Source organism: Priestia sp. YIM B13489 (genome assembly GCF_042787645.1).
In the GTDB taxonomy this organism is placed as follows: domain Bacteria; phylum Bacillota; class Bacilli; order Bacillales; family Bacillaceae_H; genus Priestia; species Priestia megaterium.
The window spans coordinates 3,169,057-3,192,502 of the sequence record NZ_JBHZOQ010000053.1; the positions used below are offsets into that span (position 1 = coordinate 3,169,057).

Sequence of the window (23,446 nt, forward strand, 5' to 3'; positions counted from 1 at the left end):
ATAGTTCTTAGGAACTATACCACTTTTAAGAAACTTACAAACCCTATTTTCCCGTTAAAATAGAATGTACCAAAAAGTTTTGGTAAAATGATAGACGTATTTTATTGTCTACATCATAAGACGCACTTGATAAAAGGAAGTGAACGATACATGAGCAAAAACCGGTTTACGAAGTGGTTTTTATTTTCTTTAATACTCTTTGCCTTAAGTACCGGAGCAATGTATTATATGCTGTATCTATCGTACTGGGCGTATTCTATTAAACTGTTTTTAATCGCGGTGCCGCTCTTCACCTTATTATCGGTTGCTTTTGGTTCGTTGGTAATCGTACATGAACGCAAAAGAAAACGGGTATTTCATCTGCAAAACGATGGAGGCAGTCCTAAAAGTACGTTTATTCAAGGTTTTTCCGAAATAACGGTAGGAGCAGGATGCATTGTGCTGTGCTTTTTTCTTTTTCTTTATTTTCTAATGGATTATTGAGTACATATAAAAAAGACGAGCAGGCAGCTCGTCTTTTTTTATTTGGATCTTTCTAGAATATCTCGAACGCTTGCATAGTCAAGCTCTTTATAAGTGCCAACACCTGGTTTTACAAAGGTCTTTTCAACAATCGCATCAAATTCACGATCATCAATATCATAGTCACGCAAGCAGTTCGGGGCTCCTAAGTCATTCCAGAAAGTGCGAAGCGCTTTTGCTCCTTCCATTGCTGTTTCTTCATCGCTTTTTCCTGCTGGATCAATGCCAAATACGTTTACAGCCAATTGTTTTACACGGGAAGGGTCTTCTTTTAAGACGTGCTCCAGCCAGTTAGGGAACAAGATAGCAAGACCGCCTCCGTGGGGAATATCATATACGGCCGACAGAGCATGTTCGATACGGTGAGTAGCCCAGTCTCCCCCGTCCGTTCCGTTTGCTAAGCTTCCGTTAAACGCCGTCGTGCTGATATACATCATCGTTTCACGATACTTATAAGAAGTCAGATCTTTAAGAAGCTTAGGACCTTCTTGTATAGCCGTTCTTAGTAAAGATTCAATAAAGCCGTCGATCATCGGCGTATTTTCCGTGCGATGAAAATAGTGTTCAAGCGCATGCGACATACTGTCAACAATTCCATAGACGGTTTGATCGCGCGGCACTGAAAATGTGTACGCCGGATCTAAAATAGAAAAGACGGGAAATACGTGAGAAGACGTCCATCCGAGCTTTTCTTTTGTTTCCCAATTTGTTATAACAGAAGTTGAATTCATTTCAGACCCAGTTGCTGCAAGTGTTAATACCGTTCCAAAAGGAAGCGCATCTGTAATCTCTTTTTTACGTGTAATTAAATCCCATGTATTTCCTTCATACACGGCTCCAGCTGCAATAGCTTTTGTACAATCGATTACACTTCCTCCCCCAACGGCTAAAAGAAAATCAATGTTTTCTTTTTTACAGATGTCCACGCCTTTAGCTACCGTAGTCAAACGAGGATTAGGTTCTACACCAGACAGCTCGTGAACAACCGCGTTAATAGACTGAAGTTCAGCTTTCACTTCGTCGTATACGCCATTTCGTTTGATACTTCCTCCTCCGTATACTAACAGAACGTTTACTTGTTTATGATAAGAAGCAAGCTCTTGCGATAGCTTCGTAATTTGATTTTTTCCAAAGTATAATTTTGTAGGATTGTGCTGCAAAAATATATTCATGTTCTACACCTCTAGTTTCATGTTTTATAAAAAGTGTAGCACGAAAACTACTTCATCATTATTGAAGATTCTCTATATCTATTATCAATATTTTTGATAACCTTCTTTAACAAGTGAAATAAATTGTTGAATAGGTGCCGTCAGCCATTTTTTCTTTTTGAAGATAAGCTGTGAATAAAGATAAAATTCTTCGTGGTCAAACGGGACTTTAATCAGTTTTCCACTTTCCATCTCTTGTTTTACCGCTATTTCCGGTACAAGAGCAATACCTAAATTATCCGCTACGCACTGTTTAATCGCTTCAAGACTGCTAAACGAGATGACCGATTGCATATGAATACCGCTGCTGCGCATCATCTCTTCTAAAAGCGTGCGATAAGGGCAGCCGCTCTCAGTTAAAATAATGGTCTCTCCCTCAAACTCTTCCATTAGAACGCTGTTTCTTTTACTAAAAGAATGAGAAGACGAAGCAATCATAACCATGCTTTCTTTTCGAATAGGAATCACTTCTAAACTTGAAGATGTTTGAAGGCGATCAAGCAAAACGGCTACATCATACTTTCCGTCAATAATTCCTTGTGTTAAATTTGGACATAAACCCGCTTCTAGCATAATCTTTAGAGAAGGGTGCTGTTTTTTTAATTCACGAATATACGGTGTAATAAAATAGGCGGCCAGCGACTCCACGGTTCCTATTGAAACGGTTCCTCTAGCATCTTCGTTCGTAGTAAGACGCTCTTTTGCTTCATTTAATAACTCGGTTACTTGATTCACATAATAAAGCAATTCTTCACCAGGCTGAGTCAGCTTCATTTTTTGTCCTGTTCGTTCAAATAGTTTTTGACCGTAATGATCCTCTAATTTTTTTATATGAGTGGTAACGCTTGACTGAGCATACCCTAACTCCTCGCCCGTTCGTGTATAGCTCCCCCACTTCGCTACTTCTTTAAATGTATATAAATAATTAATATCCATGTGCTGCTCCTTATGTACTGCTGTTTGGTTTCGTTGTCCATATGTTAAAGCTGTTCTAGTAATTAGAACTTATACGTAAATAGAATCACAGTACAGTATAAGCGAACTCGTTTTGCCAAGCAATTTTATCAACCTTAAAAATTCTTTTTATATTAGGCAATTACGCCGTTTTTTGTTCATAGAATGAAAAACAAACCTATGAAAAGAAAGGGTGTATCTCATGACAGCCTACAAAGAAGTGTTATATAAAGGAAAACGCTTTGTACTGATTCACGTATATGATTCAGGATACTGTGAAATCCGACCGATTGATCATGCTTTTAAAGTCGAACTTGTGCGATTAGATGAGATAGAACAATGTGGATAACAATCATGAACGCAGCTAATGCAGCTGCTTTTTTATTTGTATTAAAAACAAGTGGATGAGATAAAAATAGCTGAATTGGCTGGCCTTTTACATAATTTCTTCCTGTATACTTTGTAACTAAGGATATTCGCACTTATTTAGTTTCTATACTTACTCGAGGTGATTACATGAAAAAAGGCTGGCTGGAATGGATATTATTATCCGTGGCGTTAATTTGGGGAGCCAATTATGCAATCGGAAAATTTGGAGTTGCTCATATGTCTTCCATTCAATTTAGCGCACTGCGTTTTATAATGGTTGCTCCTATTCTTTTACTTATTACAGGAATAATAGAGCGAGGCATTCGGATCGAAAAAAAAGACTGGGGACGCTTAATAGCGGTCAGTATAGTAGGCGTTACGCTCTATCAAACGCTGTTTATGGTATCTGTTAAGTATACGACAGCTACAAATGCTTCTTTACTTATTTCGATGTCTCCTATTTTCACAGGAATCCTAGCTATATTATATAAGCATGAAGCTTTTTCGTTAAAAACACAGCTAGGCTCTGTGCTTGCTTTTTTTGGGGCTGCGTTTGTACTGCTGTTTGGTCACTCTAGTCATGCGCTGTCGCAGCTTGCATGGTTCGGAAACATCATGGGGATTGTGGCAGCCATTGCTTGGGGCTGGTACCCGATTTTAGCAAAACCTTTAGTCGTAAAATATTCTGCTTTGCGCGTGACTGCGTGGTCCGCTTTAATCGGCGCTATTCCGCTTACTGTCTACTGTCTTTTCACCTATCAAACACTTGTATGGCCAACAGATATAGGTAGCTGGAGCTCTCTGGCATACTCTGTTTTGTTCGTGACAGTGTACGGGCTGGTGATGTGGTATGTAGGAATTGGAAAAATTGGTTCTACAAAAGTAATGGTTTACATGTATGTTATTCCTTTGTTCGCCGTTGTTTTTGCTGCTGTAACTATTGGAGAGACCATCAATGCTATGCAACTGCTTGGAGGACTTATTATTTTTAGCGGTTTGTATATTGTCAAAAAAAGCCCTGCTCCTAAAACAGCTCTTAAACTTAAAAAAGCAAACTAACAAGAGTAACGAGTTCGGTTAATTCATGCTAATAACGCTCAGATTTTTTCTGGGCGTTATTCGTATATTATTTTAATGTCCTAATTGAATTAAACACCCGTTAGTTTGATTAATGAACATTTTTTAGTTTATATTCATGAGTGATTTTATGCTGATTGTATACGCGTTTAAAACCGTTTCGTTCATAAAATAGTTTCGTTTTGTCCGGATCCGTATAGAATCCGAGGCTGTCGTAATAATTCTCTGCACAGTGAATGACTTCTTTTAAAAGTCGCTTGCCTATACCCTTTCTGCACAATTGAGCTGAAACATAAAACCTCCTTACTCTTCCAGCGTTAGCATACTGGCTGTGAGGATTTTCATTAAGGCCAGCTACGCCAATTAATTTGTTGTGTTGACTGTAAATGCTCCACAAGATACATTAGCCTAATGATTCTCATATACCTTCTCTACGTTCAGCAGATGTCTTGTCTATTTCGATAGAATGCTTGTTATACATTAATCCTGCCATGCCTATTAGAGCCGTTAAAAGTAGCATGAAGCTTGAAAATAGATATACAAACCTTACCCCAAACAGATCGGCTACTGTCCCTACAAATGCGATGGAAAGTATAAACACAGCCTGTACAAGAGTTGATTTTGCCGCTATTACTTTAGGAAGCATCCCGTTGCTGCAGGTATTTTGATAAATGGTTTCCTGAGCTACATCTCGAAGCTGATAGGCAGGACCCATCATTATCAAAAGTACTAAAGCTAGATACGGGTTCGTTACTAGACCGTAAAAACCGGTTAAAACAGCATAACCAATTGAGCCTAAGAACATAAAAAGCAAAAGCCTTCCTTTTACCATAGAAGACATGCGGTACACAATAATTCCTCCAACTATGCTTCCAAAATAATACGCACCGTTTATATATCCCCACCACGCTTCTCCTTTTTCAAGCACTTCTTTCACAAAAGAAAGAGTAATAGCTCCAATCCAAATGGTTCCAAAAAGCGACTCGATGATGTCCATTATAACGAGGGCTCTGATGCGTTTATGTATCCATAAAAAGCGCCATCCTTCCATTAGTTTTGCCGCTCTTCGCTTTTGTGTTTGTTTATATGTGTGGGCTTCTTTTATAAACAGTAAGCAAACAAATGAGATCGATAGAAGGCCTGCCGTTATAAATAGAGACTGAGTGGATCCCGTTAAGGACAAAACGAAACCACCAAGCGACCACCCTGCAAACAGAAAAGTTTGATCAATTGTTGAAAGCAAGCTATTCGCCTGCATTCTTTGACTATCATTTACTAAGCTGCGTACAACTGACGTTTTAAAAATGGAAAAAAAGCCGTTAAAAAAAGAAATGATTCCAACAATGATAAAACCCATCGTTAGTACTGTGACTGTAAATTCTTGTGTAAGCAGCACATACAATCCAACAAGCATCCCTATCTGCATCACTTGAACAAACCGCATAATGTGAATGGATTTATACGTATCGGCTAGTAAAGGTACGATAAGGCCGCTAAGGAGCCGTGCAAGTAAGCTCGTCATCGTAATCATCGACGCAAGAGCTGTTGAACCGGTGTTTTCCTTTATATAGGAAGTGACAGCCATTGTATAAAGAACAAAACCTACATTTGCGGTTACTTGACTTGCTGCTAAAAGATAAAAACGCTGAGTCAATTCTTTTCTCCTTTCTGTTAGACGTAACATGCAAAAAGATAATTCGTTTTTTGTTAATTTTTCCCTTTTAAACTATAACACTATTTGACGAAATCCAAAACTATCTATAATTTAGTAGATGGAGGTTTTTATGTTTAAATATAGTTTTCTTATTGTTCTTATCGCTTTTTTACTTATTAACTTTAACGGTCAGGAAAATCAAATTATAGGAGGCAAAATAAAAAAGGAACGAAGTGAAGTTTTCTTTGGCGAATACGACAGCTTTACGGGCCGCTACTCCCGGAGCATTAAACTCAAAAAAGGCGTAACCTACGCTTTTACGCTATCTAAAAACACCAAAAGCGGAGACCTGTCCCTGTACGTAGAAGATCCAAAACAGACACGATTTTTTGAAATGACTAATAACTCTCTTTATTTAACACCTGAAAAAACGAGGAGATATCGTATTAATTTTGTAGGCTCTGAGCATAAAGGCTCTTTTCAGCTTTACTGGAAAAGCAGTACTCAAAAAGAGAGCGAAAAATTTGTGTAATACCATTTTAGACAACGCTTAAACGAGGAGGAATGGTTTATGATCATTAATCAAGCTGTCCTGTACACCCACTTATTGGACACAATGAAGGATTTTTATGTAAATTCTCTCGATTTTCCATTAACCGCCGCTTCACCGCGTTCTTTTTCCATCAAGGTTGGTGAAAGTGAGCTAACCTTTAAAGAAAGTTCTCTACATACAAAGCCCTTTTACCATTTTGCTTTTAATGTTCCAGCAAACCGGTTTATGGAAGCAAAGCAATGGGCTACTCAGAGGGTCTTCCTCAATACAGAAGAGAAGGAAGATGAGATTTATTTTGAAGCATTTGATGCTCATTCGTTTTATTTTGAAGACCCTGCTCGTAATATTGTTGAATACATTTCAAGACATTCGGACTGCCCACCATCCAAGGACCCCTTTTCTTCTAAGTCGCTTTTAAGCATAGGAGAAATCAACTTGACAACTCCTTATGTCCACTCTGTAGGGACACAGCTTATTAACTCCGGTATCACCGTACGTAACAACAGGCTATTAAACGAGACCTTTAATTTTTTAGGAAGTGGCAGTGCGTTTTTTCTTGTAGGGACGCCTAAAAGACGGTGGTTTTTTTCGAACCGAGACTCTGAAATTCATCCGTTAATGGCAAAGGTCAATCATTCTCTAACAGTTGCGCTCGACGAAAAAGGGATGTTGAAGATTACGCGAGAATGATTGTTTTTTTAATAAAGCCACTTAACAAGCGAACTTGTTACGTGGCTATTTTTGTTCAAAATTCAGCTCGTACCCCCCTATAGGTTTTGTATATAGTTCTCGATGTCCTTTCTGTTCATCAGTATAAACACCTTGCAATCCTCATCATTTTTAAGCTTTTCAAACCGGTTTCTCATCTTTTTTTGCCGTTCTCGATACGTAGTAAGAATAAACGTAAAAAATGACCAATCTACTTTTTCAGGGCATCCTTTTGCCATATCTTCACGCGTTTTTCTTGCATATACGATTCTCCGCTTTATTACTCGGTACACACAAAGGATTAGCGGCAGCTCTAAATAAATAACGGTATCTGCACGCTTCACTCGCAGGTCATACGAATTGCTGTAGTTCCCGTCGATAATCCAGCTGTCTTTTTTTACAATGTGCTCCTGCAATTCTCTAAAGCTATCAGTGTCTCTTTCCGTCCAGCCAGGCTGCCAATACAGGCTGTCTAAATGATATACTTCTAGATCAAGCTTTTCCCCTAATTTCTTGGCAAATGTAGACTTTCCTACTCCTGGAGAAACGCCCATTACCAGTACTCTTTTCATCTTATCACCTTACCTTTTTAAGAAATAAAGCTGATTGAAGAGAAGGCAGCTGTTTATAGCTGACTCGGCGCATTCAGTGTACTCGGAGCGAGCTTCTTTATAAAACGACTTCATGTTAGGATTTTTATTTCCATGATTTTCAGGCAACCTATAAATATTCATTATAAATCCCTATATTCCTTCTTGCTTTGTAGTAAATAGGTTGCTTTTATGAATCGTTTCCTTTACCTTAAATGTGAGTATATAAAAGTAAGGTGAAAAAAATGAATGCATCTATGCTAAAGAGATTTTTACGAAACCTCGGTATTTTTGTTTATATTGTCATTGCAGCTATTAATATTTACTTAACAAGAAATGATTTGGGCGATATGCTTACCCGCCTTGTGCTGCTGACTATTTTACTTCCTTTGTTTTTTAGTTTTGTGTATGCGTTAGGAAAATCACATTTTAAAAGACAAGAAGAACTCGCTGAACAAGAGAAGAAGAAAGAGTAAAAAAAGCCTTTTATCGAGGGGGATTCCCCTTTCTAAAAGGCTTTTTACTTTTTTTCATATAGCTGAACATTAACTACATCAGGATGAACGTGATACTGTTTGGCAACTTGATTTACCATTTGCTGAATTTCCCTTTTCTTATGAGAAGAAAGGTGTTCGCGAGGCAGAAGAACTAGAATTTGAGCTTCCGCATAGTTATTCAGCACCCTAACTTCTTGAAAGCCATGCTGCGTCAAAAAAGCTTTTAACGCTTTTTCAAAGTCTGTGCTTTCTTTTTGAACAACTATAGAAGGCTGATCGTAAGAAAATAGCGAAACCTCTTTCTCTTCAGGCTTTGTATACACCGCCCAAGCAGTTATGAGCACTGTGACAGAAATACCCATATTTAACATCCACCTTTTCATACCACGAACGCTCCTTTTAATTAAGTTTGTTCATGATATGAAAAAATTCGTTCATTCATGCGTTATCTTCCTAGCCAGCCTCCGTCTACAGCAAGTAAGTGCCCATGAATATAGGCAGATGCATCAGATGCTAAAAAGACAACCGCTCCTTTAAAATCATCTGCTTCCCCCCATCTGCCTGCGGGAATACGTTCAATGATTTGTCTGCTGCGCGTTTCATCGTTAATAAGTGCTTCATTCATATCAGTAGCAATATACCCTGGTACAATTCCATTAACATTTACGCCTTTTGCTGCCCATTCATTAGATAAAGCCTTTGTAAGTTGAGCAACTCCGCCTTTTGCTGCAGCATAAGCCGGAACGGTAATACCTCCTTGGTAAGAAAGCAAAGATGCCATATTAATAATTTTTCCGCTTCCTTGTTTAAGCATTTGGCGGCCCGCCTGCTGACATAACAACCATACGGTTTTTAAATTAACATTCATAACAGCATCCCAATCTTCTTCTGCAAAGTCTACAGCGGGTGAACGTCTTTGAATGCCAGCGTTGTTCACTAAAATATCGAGATTGCCAAAATAAGCAACAACCGATGAGATCGCTTCGCTTACTTCAGAAGCATTTTCTAGATCACAATTAACAATAAAGCATTTTCTTCCGAGACGTTCAATTTCTTCTTTTACTCCAAGAAATTCCTTTGATCGCTGCAGAAGAGCGATATCCGAACCTGCTTCTGCCAAAGCAATCGCCATTGCTCTTCCAATTCCTCTCGTTGCTCCCGTAATCGCTGCTACTTTACCATCTAAAGAAAATAAATCTACTGTCATTGTTCATTCTCCTCTCCGTTTGGTGCAAATAAAACCTTAAGTGATTCATCAGGCCGCTGCATAAACTCAAACCCCGCTTGAAGATCTTCAAGCGGCAGTTTATGAGAAATTAAAGAATCTGCTGCTATTTCACCGTTTGTCAGTAAATCAATAGCCGTCTGAAAATCTTCCCTTGTATAACATCTCGTTGTAGTTAATGAAATTTCTTTAAAGTGCATTGCTGCTAAATCTACTTCTGGAGCGTTTTTGTATACGCTCACCACCACAATCTCTCCTTGAATACGGCTTGTTTCAACCATTTGTTTTGCTGTCATTTGATTTCCAGCTACTTCAAATACAACGTCTGCACCGACGTCATTCGTAAGCAAGCGCACTTCTTTTACGACGTCTTTTTTCGTTGCATCAATTGGTATAAAGCCAAGTTCTTTCGCTTTAGTTAAGCGATAAGAACTAATATCTGAGATCATTACTTTTTTTGCTCCTGCTCGTCTCGCAATCATCCCGATCAGCAGTCCAATAGGTCCTGCCCCTAAAATGACAGCTTGGTCTCCTACTTTCAACCGCGAGCGTCGTACTGTATGTACGGCAACCGCTACAGGTTCTGCAAGAGCTGCATGCGCGCTAGACAGTTTCTCTGGTAAGAGGTGAAGGCGGTTCACTGGAACAGCCACGTACTGCGCGAACCCTCCATCTTGATCAATGCCGATTAGTTTTAACTTCTTACAAACGTGAAACTGTCCTCTTACACAGGCTTCACACGTTCTGCAGCTAATCGTAGGTTCAACTGCTATGCGGTCACCTAAAGAAAATTTCGTTTCCCCTCGGATCTCTTCTATAACTCCGCTGAATTCATGCCCCATAATAAGTGGCGCTTGTGATCTAGGATGTTTTCCAAAATAAATCATCATATCCGTTCCGCAAATTCCAGCATGAGATACCTTTACAAGCGCTTCTCCTTCTTTTATAACCGGTTTCGCTTTTTGCTGCATAACGGCTTTTGTTTCTGAAACGTAGACACCTGCTTTCATTTTCCCATCCCCTTTGTATACTTGTCGACAAGTTAAAGATAAAAAGGTCCAAAAACATTTTGAATCTTTTATCCTTTTTTATGCTTCATTCAAAAGTGAAGCTGTTATCGTATTTCGCGTGTCTTCAAAGTGACGCTTCACTTCATCTTGAATACGTTCTGTATTTTGAGACTTTAATGCTTTAATCATTTCATGATGCTGCTTTATCAGTGGGAACACAGCTGCTTTATCATCTCGAAATCTTTTTTCAGTGGTAATTAAAAGAGCAGCTAAAATAATTTCACGGATGCTTTCCCACAATTTTAATATCCGTTTGTGGCCTGCTTCGATAATCACGAGCTCATGAAACCGCAAATCTTGATAAGCAAACTCTACATAGTCATCGTATTTAGCTGCCATGTTCATTTGATCAATACTTTGCTCAAGCTTTTTAATAAGCGAATCATGGTTGACTTCAGATAGACGTTCTAAGACAAAATGTTCTAAAAGCAGACGAACATCGTACAGCTCGTTTAAATCCCTAGCTGTTAAACCAATAACAACTGCTCCCATTCGCTGTAAATCAATGAGTCCTTCGTTTGAAAGGGTCCGCAGCGCTTCTCTTATAGGAGATCGACTCGTTCCAAACTCTGCCGAGAGCTGATTTTCCGATAGTATGGTTCCTTTCTTCAGCTCGCCGCTCATAATTTGAATTCTTAATTTGCTTACAACTTGCTCTCCCAGCGAGGCTCCGCGAAGCCATTTTTCCGGGTAGGTTACCTTTTTAATGTGTCATCACTTCCTTAGCCAACTTGTATACAAGTATTCAAGATTTAGTATATAGAGAAGTAATCTGATTGTAAACGTTTTCTTTATAGAATGTATATTTTTACAACTCTTTCTTACACTAAGAACTACTGATAAATAAAAGGTGGGAAGATGAATGAATCAAATTATATTATGGGGGATTCTTGTTATTCCATGGTTTTTACTGCTGCTGCTTGATAAACAGCGTGTTAAACGATTTTTTACTGTAGGGTTATTTGCTGCATTAATGATGACAATCGCCTATCAAGTAGCGGAAAAAATGCACTGGTGGACGGTTCAAGAAAACGTATTTTTTCTTACTAGCATGGGAGCAACGATTTATTGCCTTCATATTGTGATTACGATCTTTGTCTTTTACCTGACGTATCCGGGGTTTATCTTGTACATAATTGTTAACATTATTTTGGATTTGATTCATGGTTATGTTATTGTTCCTTTTCTTGCTAAAATCGGGCTTTATAATCTGTATGATATCAGTCATTTTGGGCTTTTCCTTGTCATGACTACCGTAGCTATTATCCTTTACTTGTTTCAACGGCTGCTTGACTTTATATTTGAGGAAAGCCCTGCATAAAAAGCCACAGCAAACGCTATGGCTTTTTAATCAGTAAAAAAATGGAATAACCGTATCTCCGCGAATCGGTTCAATGGCCGCATGAAACCGAATTCGCAAACTTTTTGACGTTTCGATGTCAGAGGCATCCATGACGTGAAAATGAATGTGGGGTTCGGATGAATTCCCGGAATTTCCACACCTTCCGAGCAGCGTTCCTTTACGAACCACGTCTCCTTTTTTCACAGAAACCGATCCTTTCTTCAAATGCGCAAGCACACTGTATTCTTTTCCTTCATGCTCAATGATGACGTAATTTCCTAAAGGATTTTTTTTATTCGTATGTCCAATTTCATTATCTTCTTGACCATCAACTGCTGTGATAACGACTCCTTCAAGCGGCGCTACAACTTTTTTTCCATAGGCATAGTAATCTTCGTTTTTCATTCCATCATTTTTATAGCTTTGCTTTCCTTTTCGCACGACTAAATCATACGCATACCTTTGTTTTTCGACTGGATGGTGATAGTTCAACACCTCATGCTTTCCTCCCCAATAGACAAACCATTCACTTTGAATCGGCATCGTATATTTGTTTGTACTCCATCGATCTCTCTCTGAAAATGATTCTATAGGAGCAATCACAAGTGCTTGTATAATGTTATGTTCATCAAACATAACGCTGATGAATTTCGTCTGTGTAGAATTTAACCAAATAAACTGCTCAATTTGAGGAGTTAAATAGAGATTTGTTTCTAGTCTGTAGAACTGTTCTCCTTGATTAAACAATTTGCTCTGCTCCAAAAATTGCTGAAGCGAAACTTGACGTTTAAATTCTTCGCTTACACAATCATAAAGTTTCTTAAAATCCCCTTGTGCAAATAAAATTCCAAACTCTTCTCTGATGTTCACTTTTCTCTCTGTATCCATCATTGTAATCCACCCTTTTATATGTATTTCAATTTGTTTGAATTATCTATAAGTAATACGTTTTATGTTATAAAAAGGTTTCATTTTCCAGTTATTCTATCTCAAAATCTTCTTTTATTCCGTATTTACAATTTTCTTAATCCATTTTATACTTATTTTACAAATATTTGAAAGGAGGTGCAGCATGATGAAAATAACGTTAAATAAGAAAATCAAGCTGCGCCGAATAAGTGTTTTTGGCGCTTAGATTTTAAGGAGATTTCACAATGAAAGTAGCATTAGTACGTCATTACAAAGTAAACAAAGGTCTTCCAGAAAACCACCGCTTATCCACTGACGAACTAGTGGCTTGGTTTCAGGAATATGATGAATCAGATATTACGTATGGAGAGACTGATTTGAATAATATCCAATGGAAACGCTGTTTTTCAAGCGATATGCCGCGAGCACACAAAACGGCAAAGCATATTTATAAACAAGAGATCACGCTTCTTCCGGAACTTAGAGAAATACCTATGCCTATTATTCCAGTAAAATTTAAACTTCCTTTTATCCTCTGGGTATTACTGTTTCGCATGTCCGGACTCATCAACAAACAAGCTCGTAAAGATATGGCTGAGACTAAGAGAAAAGTAGCAGCAGTGCTAGATCGCGCCATTTCCGAGTCAGAAGACGATTTGCTGATTGTCAGCCACGGAGGCATTATGAAGTTTATGCGTAAAGAACTTATAAAACGCGGCTTTAAAGGGCCTCGGTTTGATATTGCTGTTAACGGAAAGCTTTATCTTTTTGAAAAGCAATAGAATGAAACTTACTAGAAAAAGTCGCAGAGACTACTCTCTGCGACTTTTTAATAACCATTTTCTTCAATTGTTAATGCTTCACGCAAAGCGATATCTTTTCGGATATTATGAGCGATTTCACGCGTGATTTCTCCTTTTTCATAAAGTTCTTGCACCGTTTCCCGCTCGGTATGAAACGCTTTATAACATAAATCTCTCGTTGCTTTTTTACGTTTGCGTGAATTATACTCCGTACTCTCTTTTCTAAGTCTTGCCATGGATCTATGGTATTCGCTAATAATAGCAAGTGAAATCATTCGATTTTCTTCGTTCATATTTTCTTTAATGACCTTTATCGCTTCTTCAATCATTTGAATACGTACTTTATTCACTTTGCTTCTTCTTCGCAAGCTTTGTTTTCTTAACGCCTGCTTATTAGGTGAAAAAATTCGGACTAGTAATAATAAAACTTTTTTAAACCTCATCCAGCTCACCAATAATTTGTACCTTACACGATTGGTTACAGCCATTTCAAGCTTGTGCGTATGTTCCAAACAAATATACGCTGTCTCACGGTCTATTTTTTCCTCTTTTAATAGCTTTTCCACCAATTTCCCCTTGGCCTGAAGAGCCAGCAATCGAATTTTTTCCTCGTACTGTTTGTTTTCAGAGGCTTCTAAAGGATGAGTTTTAACGATGATGTTATTAATCGTTGTATTATACGTTGAAATTAACGAAAGGGCTGCTCCACGATTTTCCTCGGTCATTTCTCTTTTTAACCGCTGAATAGCAGCTTTGTGCACTTTAATGCGTGCTTTAACCTCTTTTGTATTGCGCTCAGGCTTCTTCGGCGCCTTTTCTGTTTTCGCAATGAGAGGTAAAAGAATACTTGCCGTAACTAAGGTTAACAATATAACGCCTGCTGCTAGAAAAATAATCAGAGAGCGTTCCGGAAAATCACTGCCGTTATCAAGCGTATATGGGATCGAAAACGCTCCGGCTAACGTAACCGCTCCTCGTACACCTGAAACCGTGATAATGCCAATAGACCGAGGCTCAGGTTTTAGATGCTTGTTATTTTTGTAATACCAGCCTACTGACCATGACACCATCACCCAAATAAATCGTAGTACAAGCAAAAAGACAGTAATAATCAAAATATAAAGAAGCACTTGTCCATTATTAAAGTTTGGATCTTGAATAATTGCTTTCGCCACTTTAGGTATTTGCAGACCAAGCAGTACAAACACCAAGCCATTTAACAAATATAAAATAACCGTCCAAGTACTTTTTGATACTACTTTAAGCTGCTGATTAGGTGATTCCTCTCGGTCACGCTCAATCGCATGTACAATGCCGCCTGCTACAACTGCCAAGATTCCTGATAAATGAAAATGTTCAGCAATGTAGAAGACAACAAATGGAGTTAGAATTTGTATTAACATATGAATCGTAATATCTTCCATTCCTAAACGTCGAACAAGTACACGCAATCTGATAATCAAAAAAGCGATAAATGCTCCTACAAACAAACCGCCCAGCGCTACCCAAAGGAACTGAAATGTAGCATCTACTATCGAAAAGACGCCCGTTACGGTAGCAGCTACTGCTACTTGAAACGCTACCAGACCAGAGGCATCATTCATCAGCCCTTCGCCTTCCAGCAAATGCATAATTCGCTTAGGGAGCTTTACTCGGCTCGCCATAGCTCCAACAGCCACTACATCTGTCGGGGACAAAATAGCAGCTAGTGCAAATGCCGCCGGTAACGGAATGGAAGGAATGAGCCAATTGATTAGATATCCCCCTACTGCCACCGTTACAAAAACCAGTCCCAGCGCTAGTAATAAAATAGGTGTACGAAGCTTCCAAAGAGCAGCTCTTGACACGTTTTTTCCATCATTAAATAATAGCGGGGCAATAAATAAAATAAAAAATAACTCAGGCTCTAAATGTACATCTCCGCCAAATGGCAAGATAGCAAGCCCTGCTCCCAAAGCTATTTGAACTAATGGAACAGGAATAAATGGTACAAAATGATTAATGATATTAGATAGACCAATCAAAGCCAATAAGACTAATATCGTCAGAAAAAATTCCATAAAAACAATCGACTCCTACTTCTATTTACATCCTTTTAAAGGTATCACGTTATCTCTTTTCATTCATTTTATAGTGTTTAGTTTACGCTTTTTGTGCCAAAAAATGTTGTGGGTTATTAAAAAGTGCTCTTTCTTTTCGGTAAGTTTATTTCTGCGGACATTAAGGGAACAGTATACATGATATTCTTTATTTACCATATAAATCAGCTCATCAAACTTTTATAAGGGAGGTGTTCCCTTATCCGTTTCAACGGGGTAAGGAGATAAATTTGGAAACAGTAAATGTCATTTTATTCATCGTATTAATCATATTAACAGCCTTTTTTGTTGCAACGGAATTTGCCGTCATTAGGGTACGGTCGACTAGAATCGACCAGTTAATTGAAGAAGGAAACCGGAACGCTTTAGCAGCAAAAAAAGTAGTATCAAATTTAGATGGTTATCTTTCAGCCACACAGCTAGGCATTACGGTTACCGCACTGGGTCTAGGCTGGATAGGTGAACCTACGGTAGGTCATTTATTAGAGCCGCTTATTGACATGCTTCCTTTTGCTGCATCACTTTCGCATGTCATATCTTTTGTTCTTGCTTTTTCGGTTGTCACATTTTTAAATGTGGTAGCTGGGGAACTTGCGCCCAAAACAGTGGCGATTCAAAAAGCCGAACAAGTGACGCTGTTATTTTCCCGTCCTCTTATTCTTTTTTCTAAGTTACTTTATCCGTTTATTTGGCTTTTAAACCACTCAGCAAGAGGCGTTGTCGGATTATTCGGCCTGAAGCCAGCTTCTGAAAATGAAGTAGCTCATAGTGAAGAAGAACTTAGAATTATTTTATCTGAAAGCTATGAGAGCGGTGAAATTAATCAATCGGAATTTAAGTTCATGAATAATATTTTTGAATTTGATAATCGTACGGCTAAAGAAATCATGGTGCCTCGTACAGAAATTGTTAGCGTATCAGCAGATGAAACGATAGAAGAATTCTTAAAAATGGCTAGAGTAGAGCAATATACTCGCTATCCAGTAGTTGTAGATGGAAACAAAGATCAAGTGGTGGGATTAGTTAATATTAAAGAAATATTAGCGGATTACATAAAAGAAGATGATATTAAACCACGTACCGTGCAAACGTATATGAAACCCATCATTCAAGTCATTGATTCCATCGCTATTTACGACTTATTGCTTAAAATTCAAAAAGACAGAATTCACATGGCCATCTTAATAGACGAGTACGGAGGAACAACAGGGCTTGTAACGGTAGAAGACATTTTAGAAGAAATTGTTGGTGAAATTCGTGATGAATTTGATGATGATGAAATACCGGACGTACACAAAATTAATGAAAATCACTATGTACTCGATGCGAAGGTGTTGATTGAAGAAGTAAATGACTTACTCGGAACAAATATTGAGCAAGAAGACGTTGATACCATTGGCGGCTGGATGCTGACCGAAAAGTTTGATCTTGCTAAAGGTGACAGCATCACAAACGAAAGTTTTTCATTTAAAGTCATTGATATTGAACATCACCATATTAAACGAATCGAAATAACAAAGGAAAAAAGTACGGATAACAGCTGATTATCCGTACTTTTTTTGATGCTCTTTTTTAAATGTCAAGTACTCTTTATTCTCTCGTACCTCCTTCCATTTTTTCATAAAAATAGCCGCCGATTTTGCTTTTTGTTCATCAATTTGCCGTTCGTTACGCTCTCCGTCTTTGCTGTATTTCTTTCCGCCTTTGTAGTTCGCGTAGCGCCTGGATCGCGTATATCCCATTTGGAGAAATTTCCGGGCCATGTCCATTCCAACAAAATCGCTTTTTTCTTTGTAGGTTAAAAAAAGCTGATAAATGGCGTCCGCCGATTCCTCAGCAATTTCAGGTGTTCGAAAACGCCAATGAGGAAGAATTTCACTTTTATACGGCTCCACAAGGAGAACTCCTTGTTCTCCTTTTCCTACTCTATACTTTTCAGGATGTTTTCTAAAATCGATATGCTCAAAGTCAAGTGAATAATCAAATGCCACGGCTCTCCCCTCCTTTTTGATCTCTACCCCTTACAAATGAATGATAAAACTTTTCTTAAAGAAGTTTTTCACATGCAGATGCGGGTAATAATAGGTGGATAAGTATGACTAACTTTTTTCTCCATGCTAAAAGAAGGCCGAACTTATTAAATCATGATACGGGAGATTTCGTTATGTCAATAAAGCTACAGCAAAACCGAATCAAAGCTAATTTTTGGATTACTCCTTCTTTATATGGAATTGTTGCTTTTGTTTTAGCCACTATTAGTACATTTTTAGATCGATATTTAACAGCTCATAAACAATGGTTAAAATTAGTTCCTTCTGTATTTCTAACGGATAAAGAGCTTGCTCATACTATTTTGAGTTCAGTATCAAATTCCTTATTAACGATGACGACGATTACGTTTTCTTCTGTTTTAGTGGTACTGACTACGTTTGTAGGCCAGTTTTCTCCTAGAACGATTCAAAATTTTAATACAGATGCCAAAACTCAGCGCGTGCTTGGCACTTTTATCGGTGGGTATGTGTACGTGCTTGTACTGCTTATTCAAGTTCGAAGCAATCAAGTCAGCAACACTTTTATTGTTCCTTCACTAGCCATTTTGGTAGCTTTCATTTGTCTAGGTATGTTTGTATTTTTAATTCATCATGTTATTAACTGGATTAAAGTCGGCAACTTAATTTCAAACATTGCCAAAAAAACAATGCTAACCATTGAAGAACGGCAGCTAGAACAGCAAAAATCACCTCAATCAAAAAATGAAGAACAGCTTAATTTTGATAGTGAAAATACGCTGCAAATTAAAAGTAACAAACAAGGATATATTCACTATATTGAACTCAAGCATTTAACTACACTAGCATCTAAATATAATGTTATTGTGAAACTTGAAAAAGCACCCGGTGAGTATGTCGAAGAAGACACACCTCTGCTAAGGGTGATCCATCACGATCAATCATTAGAACACGAAAAATTTCTTCATTGTTTGTTTATTACAAATGATCAAGAATCGATTCAAGATGTGAAGTTAGGGATTCAAAAGCTGAGTGAAATTGCATTAAGAGCTATTTCACCCGCTATTAATGATCCTGAAACAGCCATTAACTGCATTGAACAGCTCACGCAAGTGTTTATCAAACTTGGAAAAAGCTATTCTTCTTCTCCTTATTATTACGATGAAAAAGGATGCATTCGCGTCATGCTAGAAAAACCTTCTTTTATGGATTATTTGTACAAAGCGTTCTATCAAATTCGTCATTATGGGAAAGAAGATGTTTCCGTGATGTCTGCTGTCATCAAGGCATTAACCGTAATCGCTGAAACAAATCACTCTGCCATCAAAAACGACGCGTGGGTTTTCTCTTCCTATATCGTAGAAGGGCTGCAAAAAGAAGAGTGGCTTAAAATGGACAAAGAGTTTCTTAATCAGCTGCTCAAAAACCTTGCAAAAGCTTGTGAAAAAAAAGGCGCTTCTATGTTGATAGAATAAAAGCCAAAAACGCCGCTCATCAACTGAGCGGCATTTTCTTACGATATAAAGTGCTCTATCTCTTCTCTCTTTTTCACTATTATAAGTTTATCGTTATATGACGTACGAAGGATATGCAAAATTTCAGGTTTACTGTGCTTTTCGAAATACGCATTCCACTGAAACATTTTAATGAAAATAGAAAGCGTCGATGCATAATTTGCTTTTTCTATTTTAGCTTTTTGCAGAACATACCTTTTTATAATAAACCATATTCTTTTTAGATAATGGGTGTCGAGAAAAATAATAAGGTCAGCTCTATTAAGACTTTCATTCACCCACGTATAGTGTACGCCTTCTATAATCCATTCTTTTGAAGCTGAAATATGATGTAAACACTTTTTTCTATCCGCTTCACTTCTTCTTTTATCTCCTTCATATGTTCGTTCCCACATAATATTATCAAGTTCGTAGTGAGGAACTTTTAATTCATGGAATAATAAACGGGCAAGAGCTGTTTTTCCACTTCCAACAGATCCAACGATATGTATTTTTTTACATGAAGCGCTTTGAATACTTCATCTCCTCCTACTTCAAACCTGTTTTTTTACACATATTGTATAATTCACGTTCTTTTTCTCTAATGCAAACGAGAACGTTTTATGCTAGTATTTTATGGTACTTGACTGACAAAAGGAGTGAAATCGCAGTGCCTAAAACCCTTTTTGGAAAACTTACGCTGTTTTGGATTGGACTATTTTTATTGATTACAGGTCTATTTTTTTATTATAAATATACAAACCAAGCGTTTACCGCTGCAGATTTATTCTTTCGCGTCTCTCCTCCTTTAGCTGCTATTGGCGTCCTTTTAAGCGCAGCCGGACTATATGAAGAACGAGGAAAAAACAAGCTAATTCCTCTCCTTGTACTCGGCATTAGTTTTGTCATGCTTTGCCAAGCAGGCTATCACCTTATACATATGCATACTCCACCGCCGCGTCCCTGACTTTGTCTCATTCTCATTTATAAAAAAGCTCTTCGTTTAGTATATTAAACGAAGAGCTTTACTCTCTATTCAAATAAACGCACAAGCTTTTTTGTATAGGGATGCCTGTTTTTATCAAATAGCTTTGCACGTTCAAACTGATCAATAACCTCACCTTGCTGCATAACTATCATGCGGGTACTCATAAAATTTACCGCTGCTAAATCATGCGAAATAAACAAATAAGATAGCTGAAACGTCTCCTGCAAATCTTTTAATAAATTTAAAATTTTTGCCTGTACCGTAACATCAAGACTCGCTGTTGGTTCGTCTAATAGCACGAGAGACGGACCTACGCTAATGGCACGCGCAATCGCTACACGCTGAAGCTGTCCACCGCTGAGTTCATGAGGATAATTCAACGCATATTCTGCGCTAATCCCGACTGTTTCTAACAAATAAAAAGCGAGTTCTTTTTCGTTTCTGCTCACATGAGATAAAAATGAAGGAACGGTTCGCTGCTGCCGCAAAGGCTCGAGCAAAGAATCGATGATTTTTACTTTTGGATTAAAAGAAGCCGCGGGGTTTTGAAATACAACTTGCATGCCTAGACGAGCTTGCTGCAGTTTTTTTCCTTTTAACCAGTGAAGAGGTTTCTCTGCAAACCATACTTCTCCCTGCTGAATCTCTATTAACCTTAGCACACTTTTTACAAGCGTACTTTTTCCGCTTCCACTTTCTCCAACAATCCCTACACATTCCCCTCTATCGATATGCAGGGAAACATTATTTAGCGCTTTAACGTCTTTATACTGTTTCACCAGCTGCGTGACGCGTAATATACTTTTTTCTTTCATATCTCACTCCTATATCAACACTTTTTTCTGCGTATCTAACAATCGATCAGGCGTTTTCTGTAAAGAAGGAATGGCGTTAAACAGTTTTTTTGTATAAAAGTGATCCGGAGCGTGAAACAGAGATTCGATACTGTTTTCTTCCACGATCTCTCCCGCTAACATAATGGCTGCTCGGTCTGCATATTTCCGCACATGACGCAAATCATGGGTAATAAACAAAATGGCACAGCCTGCTTCTTCTTTCAGCTTATGCAGCAGCTGAAGAACTTCAGCTGCTGACAAGCTATCTAAAGCCGTGGTTGGTTCATCTGCAATAATCAAGGCAGGCTTCATCACCAGTGCTAAAGCAATCGCTGCTCGCTGAAGCTGTCCACCGCTCAGCTGAGAAGCATAGCTTTTATACACGCGTTCATTAGGTAAATTCACAGCTTTTAGAGCCTGAAAAATAGCAGCAGTCCTGTCTTTTTTAGCAAGCTTACTATGTGTACGAATCGTTTCATCAAACTGCTTTCCGATTGTTAAAAAAGGCGTAAAAGCGCTTCGATAATCTTGAAAGATATACGAAATATCTTTTCCAAGGATAGGCGCCTCTCCTTTCTGCTTAAAGATAATAGATCCTCCTTTAAGCGTTACACCTGAAGGCAACAGTCCTCCTATCGAAGCAGCAGTGATACTTTTACCGCTTCCGCTTTCTCCAACGAGCGCCATCCACTGTCCTTGCTCGATTGTAAAAGAAACGTCTTTTACAATTTGTTTTGTTTTATTATGAATGGCTAGATGCTTTATTTCTAAAACGATGACGATCACCTCTTTTACTGATTAACTTGATATTTCCCTCGAATATATTCACCTAAAGCTGTAAACGCCAGCACAAATAAAATAATGGCCACGCCTGGTATCAACATTAACTGCGGAGCATTGTAAAAGTAGGCTCTGCCTTCATTTAGCATCGTTCCCCATTCCGGAGTAGGCGGCTGAGTCCCTAGTCCAATATAGGATAGTGAAGCCATCATTAAAATAATTTTCCCTATATCCAGCGTAGCAAGAACAAGAATATGTCCTCCCACATGAGGAAGAAAGTGGCGCAGGATTAGAGGCAGTGTTCCCACTCCGTTTAATTTAGCGACCAGCACATATTCTTTTGACTTTTCTTGAAGCACAATACTGCGCACTACCCTTGCATAACCAACCCACTTTACAATAACCATCGCAGCAATTAAGTTAAATAATCCAGGCCCTAACAGTCCGCTTAAGACGATAGCTGCAATATAGTCAGGAAAAGCTAAAAAAGCGTCTACAATTCTCATTAAAAAGCGGTCTATTTTCCCTCCAATATACGCTGAAACTAAGCCAACAGGTACTCCAATCAAAAGAGAAAGAGCTAAGACAAGAAAGCTAGTTCCAATTGTGGTCTGAGCTCCAGCTACGATTCGTGAAAAGAGATCTCTGCCTAAGTGATCAGTTCCTAACCAGTGATCACCGGTGGATTTTTGAAGCCGGTCTTGCATATTAACTTGTGTGGGATCCATCGGTGTTAGCTGACTTCCAAACAGACAAAATAAAATAAGCGCAATACCACACACGCTTATCACTACAAAAGGAAGCTGCGGCTTTTTCACGTTTTATCCCCTCCCTTTACGTAGAGCTGGGGATTTACATATTTGTAGCTCAAATCCACAAATGAATTAATTAAAACAACAAACAGGCCCATCCACAAAATATACCCTTGAATCACAGGATAATCACGATTCATAATCGCATCAATAACTAATTTTCCGATGCCAGGATAAGCAAATAGGACTTCAATGATGACCGTTCCTCCAAGCAAACTGCCTAAGCTCGTCCCTAAAATGGTAAGAAGCGGCGTTAAGCTATACCGGAACGCGTGGAAAATAAAAATGCGGCTTTCACTGATTCCTCTTGCTCGAGCGGATCGTATAAAATCTTGTTTCAGTCCTTCTAGCAGACTAGCTCTAATCATTCGCATATACACAGCGGACATGGCAAAACCAAGCGTTAAAGAAGGCAGCACAAGATGAGCTGCTGTGCCTGTACCCATTGAAGGAAGCCATTGAAGACGTACAGAGAACAGCTGTATAAACAAAAGGCCGAGCCAAAAGCTTGGAATAGACGCTCCAATTAAGGAAATACTTCTGCTGAGATAATCAATCCACTTGTTCGGATACAGTGCTGACAGCGTGCCGAGTGGCACAGCTATTAACAGCATCAAAACCAAAGATGCAGCCGTCAAGCGCAGCGTAGCCGGAAACTTTTCGGCTAATTCATCGATCACAGGCTCTTTTGTCATATACGAAGACCCTAAATCAAACTGAAAAAAGCGCTTCAGCCACTTTACATATTGAATATATACAGGTTCATTAAACCCTAGCTCTGTTCGCAAACTATTTATTTGTTCCTCAGAAACTGCCACGTCATCTGCGCGGAGCATTTGCTTAACTGGGTCTCCTGGAGCCAGCTTCATCAAAACAAAGCTGAGAAACGATAGGATAACTAAAAAAATGAGTAATTCTATTATTCTTTTACCAATTAATTTCATA

General features: G+C 38.5%; 27 protein-coding genes. 11 read left to right on the plus strand and 16 right to left on the minus strand.

The window, feature by feature from the left end; all coding sequences use genetic code 11:
- Positions 1-150: 150 nt before the first annotated feature.
- Positions 151-483, plus strand: a complete 333-nt coding sequence (locus ACFX4W_RS22115; protein ID WP_043981610.1) for a hypothetical protein — start codon at positions 151-153, stop codon at positions 481-483.
- Between the two features lie 38 nt (positions 484-521).
- On the opposite strand, the gene ACFX4W_RS22120 is transcribed toward ACFX4W_RS22115, so the two are convergent.
- Both ACFX4W_RS22120 and ACFX4W_RS22125 read right to left on the minus strand, forming a co-directional pair.
- Positions 522-1,694 (minus strand): iron-containing alcohol dehydrogenase, encoded by a 1,173-nt coding sequence (locus tag ACFX4W_RS22120; RefSeq protein ID WP_230184849.1) that lies wholly within the window; start codon positions 1,692-1,694, stop codon positions 522-524.
- Positions 1,695-1,778: 84 nt separating this feature from the next.
- The gene (locus ACFX4W_RS22125) at positions 1,779-2,669 is read right to left on the minus strand and encodes a LysR family transcriptional regulator (protein WP_162214451.1); all 891 of its coding nucleotides are present in this window, start codon (positions 2,667-2,669) and stop codon (positions 1,779-1,781) included.
- 220 nt (positions 2,670-2,889) lie between these two features.
- Here ACFX4W_RS22125 and ACFX4W_RS22130 point away from each other — a divergent pair, with 220 nt between their 5' ends.
- Both ACFX4W_RS22130 and ACFX4W_RS22135 read left to right on the plus strand, forming a co-directional pair.
- Complete coding sequence (locus tag ACFX4W_RS22130) at positions 2,890-3,036, plus strand: hypothetical protein (RefSeq protein ID WP_013057506.1); 147 nt, start codon at positions 2,890-2,892, stop codon at positions 3,034-3,036.
- Between the two features lie 167 nt (positions 3,037-3,203).
- The gene (locus ACFX4W_RS22135) at positions 3,204-4,115 is read left to right on the plus strand and encodes a DMT family transporter (RefSeq protein ID WP_097825101.1); all 912 of its coding nucleotides are present in this window, start codon (positions 3,204-3,206) and stop codon (positions 4,113-4,115) included.
- A gap of 109 nt (positions 4,116-4,224) precedes the next feature.
- On the opposite strand, the gene ACFX4W_RS22140 is transcribed toward ACFX4W_RS22135, so the two are convergent.
- Both ACFX4W_RS22140 and ACFX4W_RS22145 read right to left on the minus strand, forming a co-directional pair.
- The gene (locus tag ACFX4W_RS22140; protein ID WP_280559845.1) at positions 4,225-4,530 is read right to left on the minus strand and encodes a GNAT family N-acetyltransferase; all 306 of its coding nucleotides are present in this window, start codon (positions 4,528-4,530) and stop codon (positions 4,225-4,227) included.
- Between the two features lie 21 nt (positions 4,531-4,551).
- Positions 4,552-5,787: an MFS transporter gene (locus ACFX4W_RS22145; protein ID WP_280559846.1), complete on the minus strand. Its 1,236-nt coding sequence runs from the start codon at positions 5,785-5,787 to the stop codon at positions 4,552-4,554.
- A 130-nt stretch (positions 5,788-5,917) separates the two neighbouring features.
- Between ACFX4W_RS22145 and ACFX4W_RS22150 the strand changes: the two genes are divergently transcribed.
- Both ACFX4W_RS22150 and ACFX4W_RS22155 read left to right on the plus strand, forming a co-directional pair.
- Positions 5,918-6,319 carry a hypothetical protein gene (locus ACFX4W_RS22150; protein WP_221841271.1) on the plus strand — a complete coding sequence of 134 codons (402 nt, stop codon included), beginning with the start codon at positions 5,918-5,920 and terminating at the stop codon, positions 6,317-6,319.
- Positions 6,320-6,358: 39 nt separating this feature from the next.
- Complete coding sequence (locus ACFX4W_RS22155; RefSeq protein WP_280559847.1) at positions 6,359-7,030, plus strand: glyoxalase; 672 nt, start codon at positions 6,359-6,361, stop codon at positions 7,028-7,030.
- A 77-nt stretch (positions 7,031-7,107) separates the two neighbouring features.
- Here ACFX4W_RS22155 and ACFX4W_RS22160 read toward each other — a convergent pair whose 3' ends face one another.
- The gene (locus tag ACFX4W_RS22160) at positions 7,108-7,620 is read right to left on the minus strand and encodes a P-loop NTPase family protein (protein ID WP_280559848.1); all 513 of its coding nucleotides are present in this window, start codon (positions 7,618-7,620) and stop codon (positions 7,108-7,110) included.
- A gap of 263 nt (positions 7,621-7,883) precedes the next feature.
- On the opposite strand from ACFX4W_RS22160, the gene ACFX4W_RS22165 reads away from it, so the two are divergent.
- Positions 7,884-8,114: a hypothetical protein gene (locus ACFX4W_RS22165; RefSeq protein WP_043981603.1), complete on the plus strand. Its 231-nt coding sequence runs from the start codon at positions 7,884-7,886 to the stop codon at positions 8,112-8,114.
- 44 nt (positions 8,115-8,158) lie between these two features.
- On the opposite strand, the gene ACFX4W_RS22170 is transcribed toward ACFX4W_RS22165, so the two are convergent.
- The 4 genes from ACFX4W_RS22170 to ACFX4W_RS22185 all read right to left on the minus strand — a co-directional run bounded on the left by ACFX4W_RS22170 (position 8,159) and on the right by ACFX4W_RS22185 (position 11,093).
- Positions 8,159-8,518 carry a hypothetical protein gene (locus tag ACFX4W_RS22170; RefSeq protein ID WP_043981602.1) on the minus strand — a complete coding sequence of 120 codons (360 nt, stop codon included), beginning with the start codon at positions 8,516-8,518 and terminating at the stop codon, positions 8,159-8,161.
- A gap of 62 nt (positions 8,519-8,580) precedes the next feature.
- Entirely contained in the window at positions 8,581-9,342 is a 762-nt protein-coding gene (locus ACFX4W_RS22175) for a glucose 1-dehydrogenase (protein WP_043981601.1), read from the minus strand.
- Complete coding sequence (locus tag ACFX4W_RS22180) at positions 9,339-10,370, minus strand: zinc-dependent alcohol dehydrogenase (protein WP_043981600.1); 1,032 nt, start codon at positions 10,368-10,370, stop codon at positions 9,339-9,341. Before ACFX4W_RS22180 ends, ACFX4W_RS22175 begins: the two co-directional genes overlap by 4 nt.
- A 78-nt stretch (positions 10,371-10,448) precedes the next feature.
- Complete coding sequence (locus ACFX4W_RS22185; protein WP_277813732.1) at positions 10,449-11,093, minus strand: GntR family transcriptional regulator; 645 nt, start codon at positions 11,091-11,093, stop codon at positions 10,449-10,451.
- A gap of 199 nt (positions 11,094-11,292) precedes the next feature.
- Between ACFX4W_RS22185 and ACFX4W_RS22190 the strand changes: the two genes are divergently transcribed.
- Complete coding sequence (locus ACFX4W_RS22190) at positions 11,293-11,751, plus strand: hypothetical protein (protein WP_013057518.1); 459 nt, start codon at positions 11,293-11,295, stop codon at positions 11,749-11,751.
- A gap of 30 nt (positions 11,752-11,781) precedes the next feature.
- Here ACFX4W_RS22190 and ACFX4W_RS22195 read toward each other — a convergent pair whose 3' ends face one another.
- The gene (locus ACFX4W_RS22195) at positions 11,782-12,663 is read right to left on the minus strand and encodes a M23 family metallopeptidase (RefSeq protein WP_162214457.1); all 882 of its coding nucleotides are present in this window, start codon (positions 12,661-12,663) and stop codon (positions 11,782-11,784) included.
- Positions 12,664-12,926: 263 nt separating this feature from the next.
- Between ACFX4W_RS22195 and ACFX4W_RS22200 the strand changes: the two genes are divergently transcribed.
- Positions 12,927-13,463 (plus strand): histidine phosphatase family protein, encoded by a 537-nt coding sequence (locus tag ACFX4W_RS22200; protein WP_013083645.1) that lies wholly within the window; start codon positions 12,927-12,929, stop codon positions 13,461-13,463.
- 47 nt (positions 13,464-13,510) lie between these two features.
- On the opposite strand, the gene ACFX4W_RS22205 is transcribed toward ACFX4W_RS22200, so the two are convergent.
- Positions 13,511-15,544, minus strand: a complete 2,034-nt coding sequence (locus ACFX4W_RS22205; protein WP_043981597.1) for a Na+/H+ antiporter — start codon at positions 15,542-15,544, stop codon at positions 13,511-13,513.
- Positions 15,545-15,813: 269 nt separating this feature from the next.
- Between ACFX4W_RS22205 and ACFX4W_RS22210 the strand changes: the two genes are divergently transcribed.
- Entirely contained in the window at positions 15,814-17,127 is a 1,314-nt protein-coding gene (locus tag ACFX4W_RS22210) for a hemolysin family protein (protein ID WP_043981596.1), read from the plus strand.
- Here the strand turns inward: ACFX4W_RS22210 and ACFX4W_RS22215 are convergent, their stop codons facing one another.
- Positions 17,128-17,574: a DUF4385 domain-containing protein gene (locus ACFX4W_RS22215; RefSeq protein ID WP_013083648.1), complete on the minus strand. Its 447-nt coding sequence runs from the start codon at positions 17,572-17,574 to the stop codon at positions 17,128-17,130.
- Positions 17,575-17,678: 104 nt separating this feature from the next.
- Between ACFX4W_RS22215 and ACFX4W_RS22220 the strand changes: the two genes are divergently transcribed.
- Positions 17,679-19,067, plus strand: coding sequence for a DUF2254 domain-containing protein (locus ACFX4W_RS22220; protein ID WP_280559850.1), 1,389 nt, complete (start codon positions 17,679-17,681; stop codon positions 19,065-19,067).
- A 688-nt stretch (positions 19,068-19,755) separates the two neighbouring features.
- Entirely contained in the window at positions 19,756-20,052 is a 297-nt protein-coding gene (locus ACFX4W_RS22225; protein ID WP_043981593.1) for a hypothetical protein, read from the plus strand.
- 65 nt (positions 20,053-20,117) lie between these two features.
- On the opposite strand, the gene ACFX4W_RS22230 is transcribed toward ACFX4W_RS22225, so the two are convergent.
- The 4 genes from ACFX4W_RS22230 to nikB are packed head-to-tail and all read right to left on the minus strand — an operon-like array spanning position 20,118 to position 23,445.
- Positions 20,118-20,888 (minus strand): ABC transporter ATP-binding protein, encoded by a 771-nt coding sequence (locus ACFX4W_RS22230; protein WP_043981592.1) that lies wholly within the window; start codon positions 20,886-20,888, stop codon positions 20,118-20,120.
- 9 nt (positions 20,889-20,897) lie between these two features.
- Entirely contained in the window at positions 20,898-21,695 is a 798-nt protein-coding gene (locus tag ACFX4W_RS22235) for an ABC transporter ATP-binding protein (protein WP_043981591.1), read from the minus strand.
- Positions 21,696-21,700: 5 nt separating this feature from the next.
- Positions 21,701-22,507 carry a nickel transporter permease gene (gene nikC, locus ACFX4W_RS22240; RefSeq protein ID WP_034651053.1) on the minus strand — a complete coding sequence of 269 codons (807 nt, stop codon included), beginning with the start codon at positions 22,505-22,507 and terminating at the stop codon, positions 21,701-21,703.
- The gene (gene nikB, locus ACFX4W_RS22245) at positions 22,504-23,445 is read right to left on the minus strand and encodes a nickel ABC transporter permease (protein WP_043981590.1); all 942 of its coding nucleotides are present in this window, start codon (positions 23,443-23,445) and stop codon (positions 22,504-22,506) included. The genes nikC and nikB overlap by 4 nt, the downstream gene beginning before the upstream one ends.
- Position 23,446: the final 1 nt, after the last annotated feature.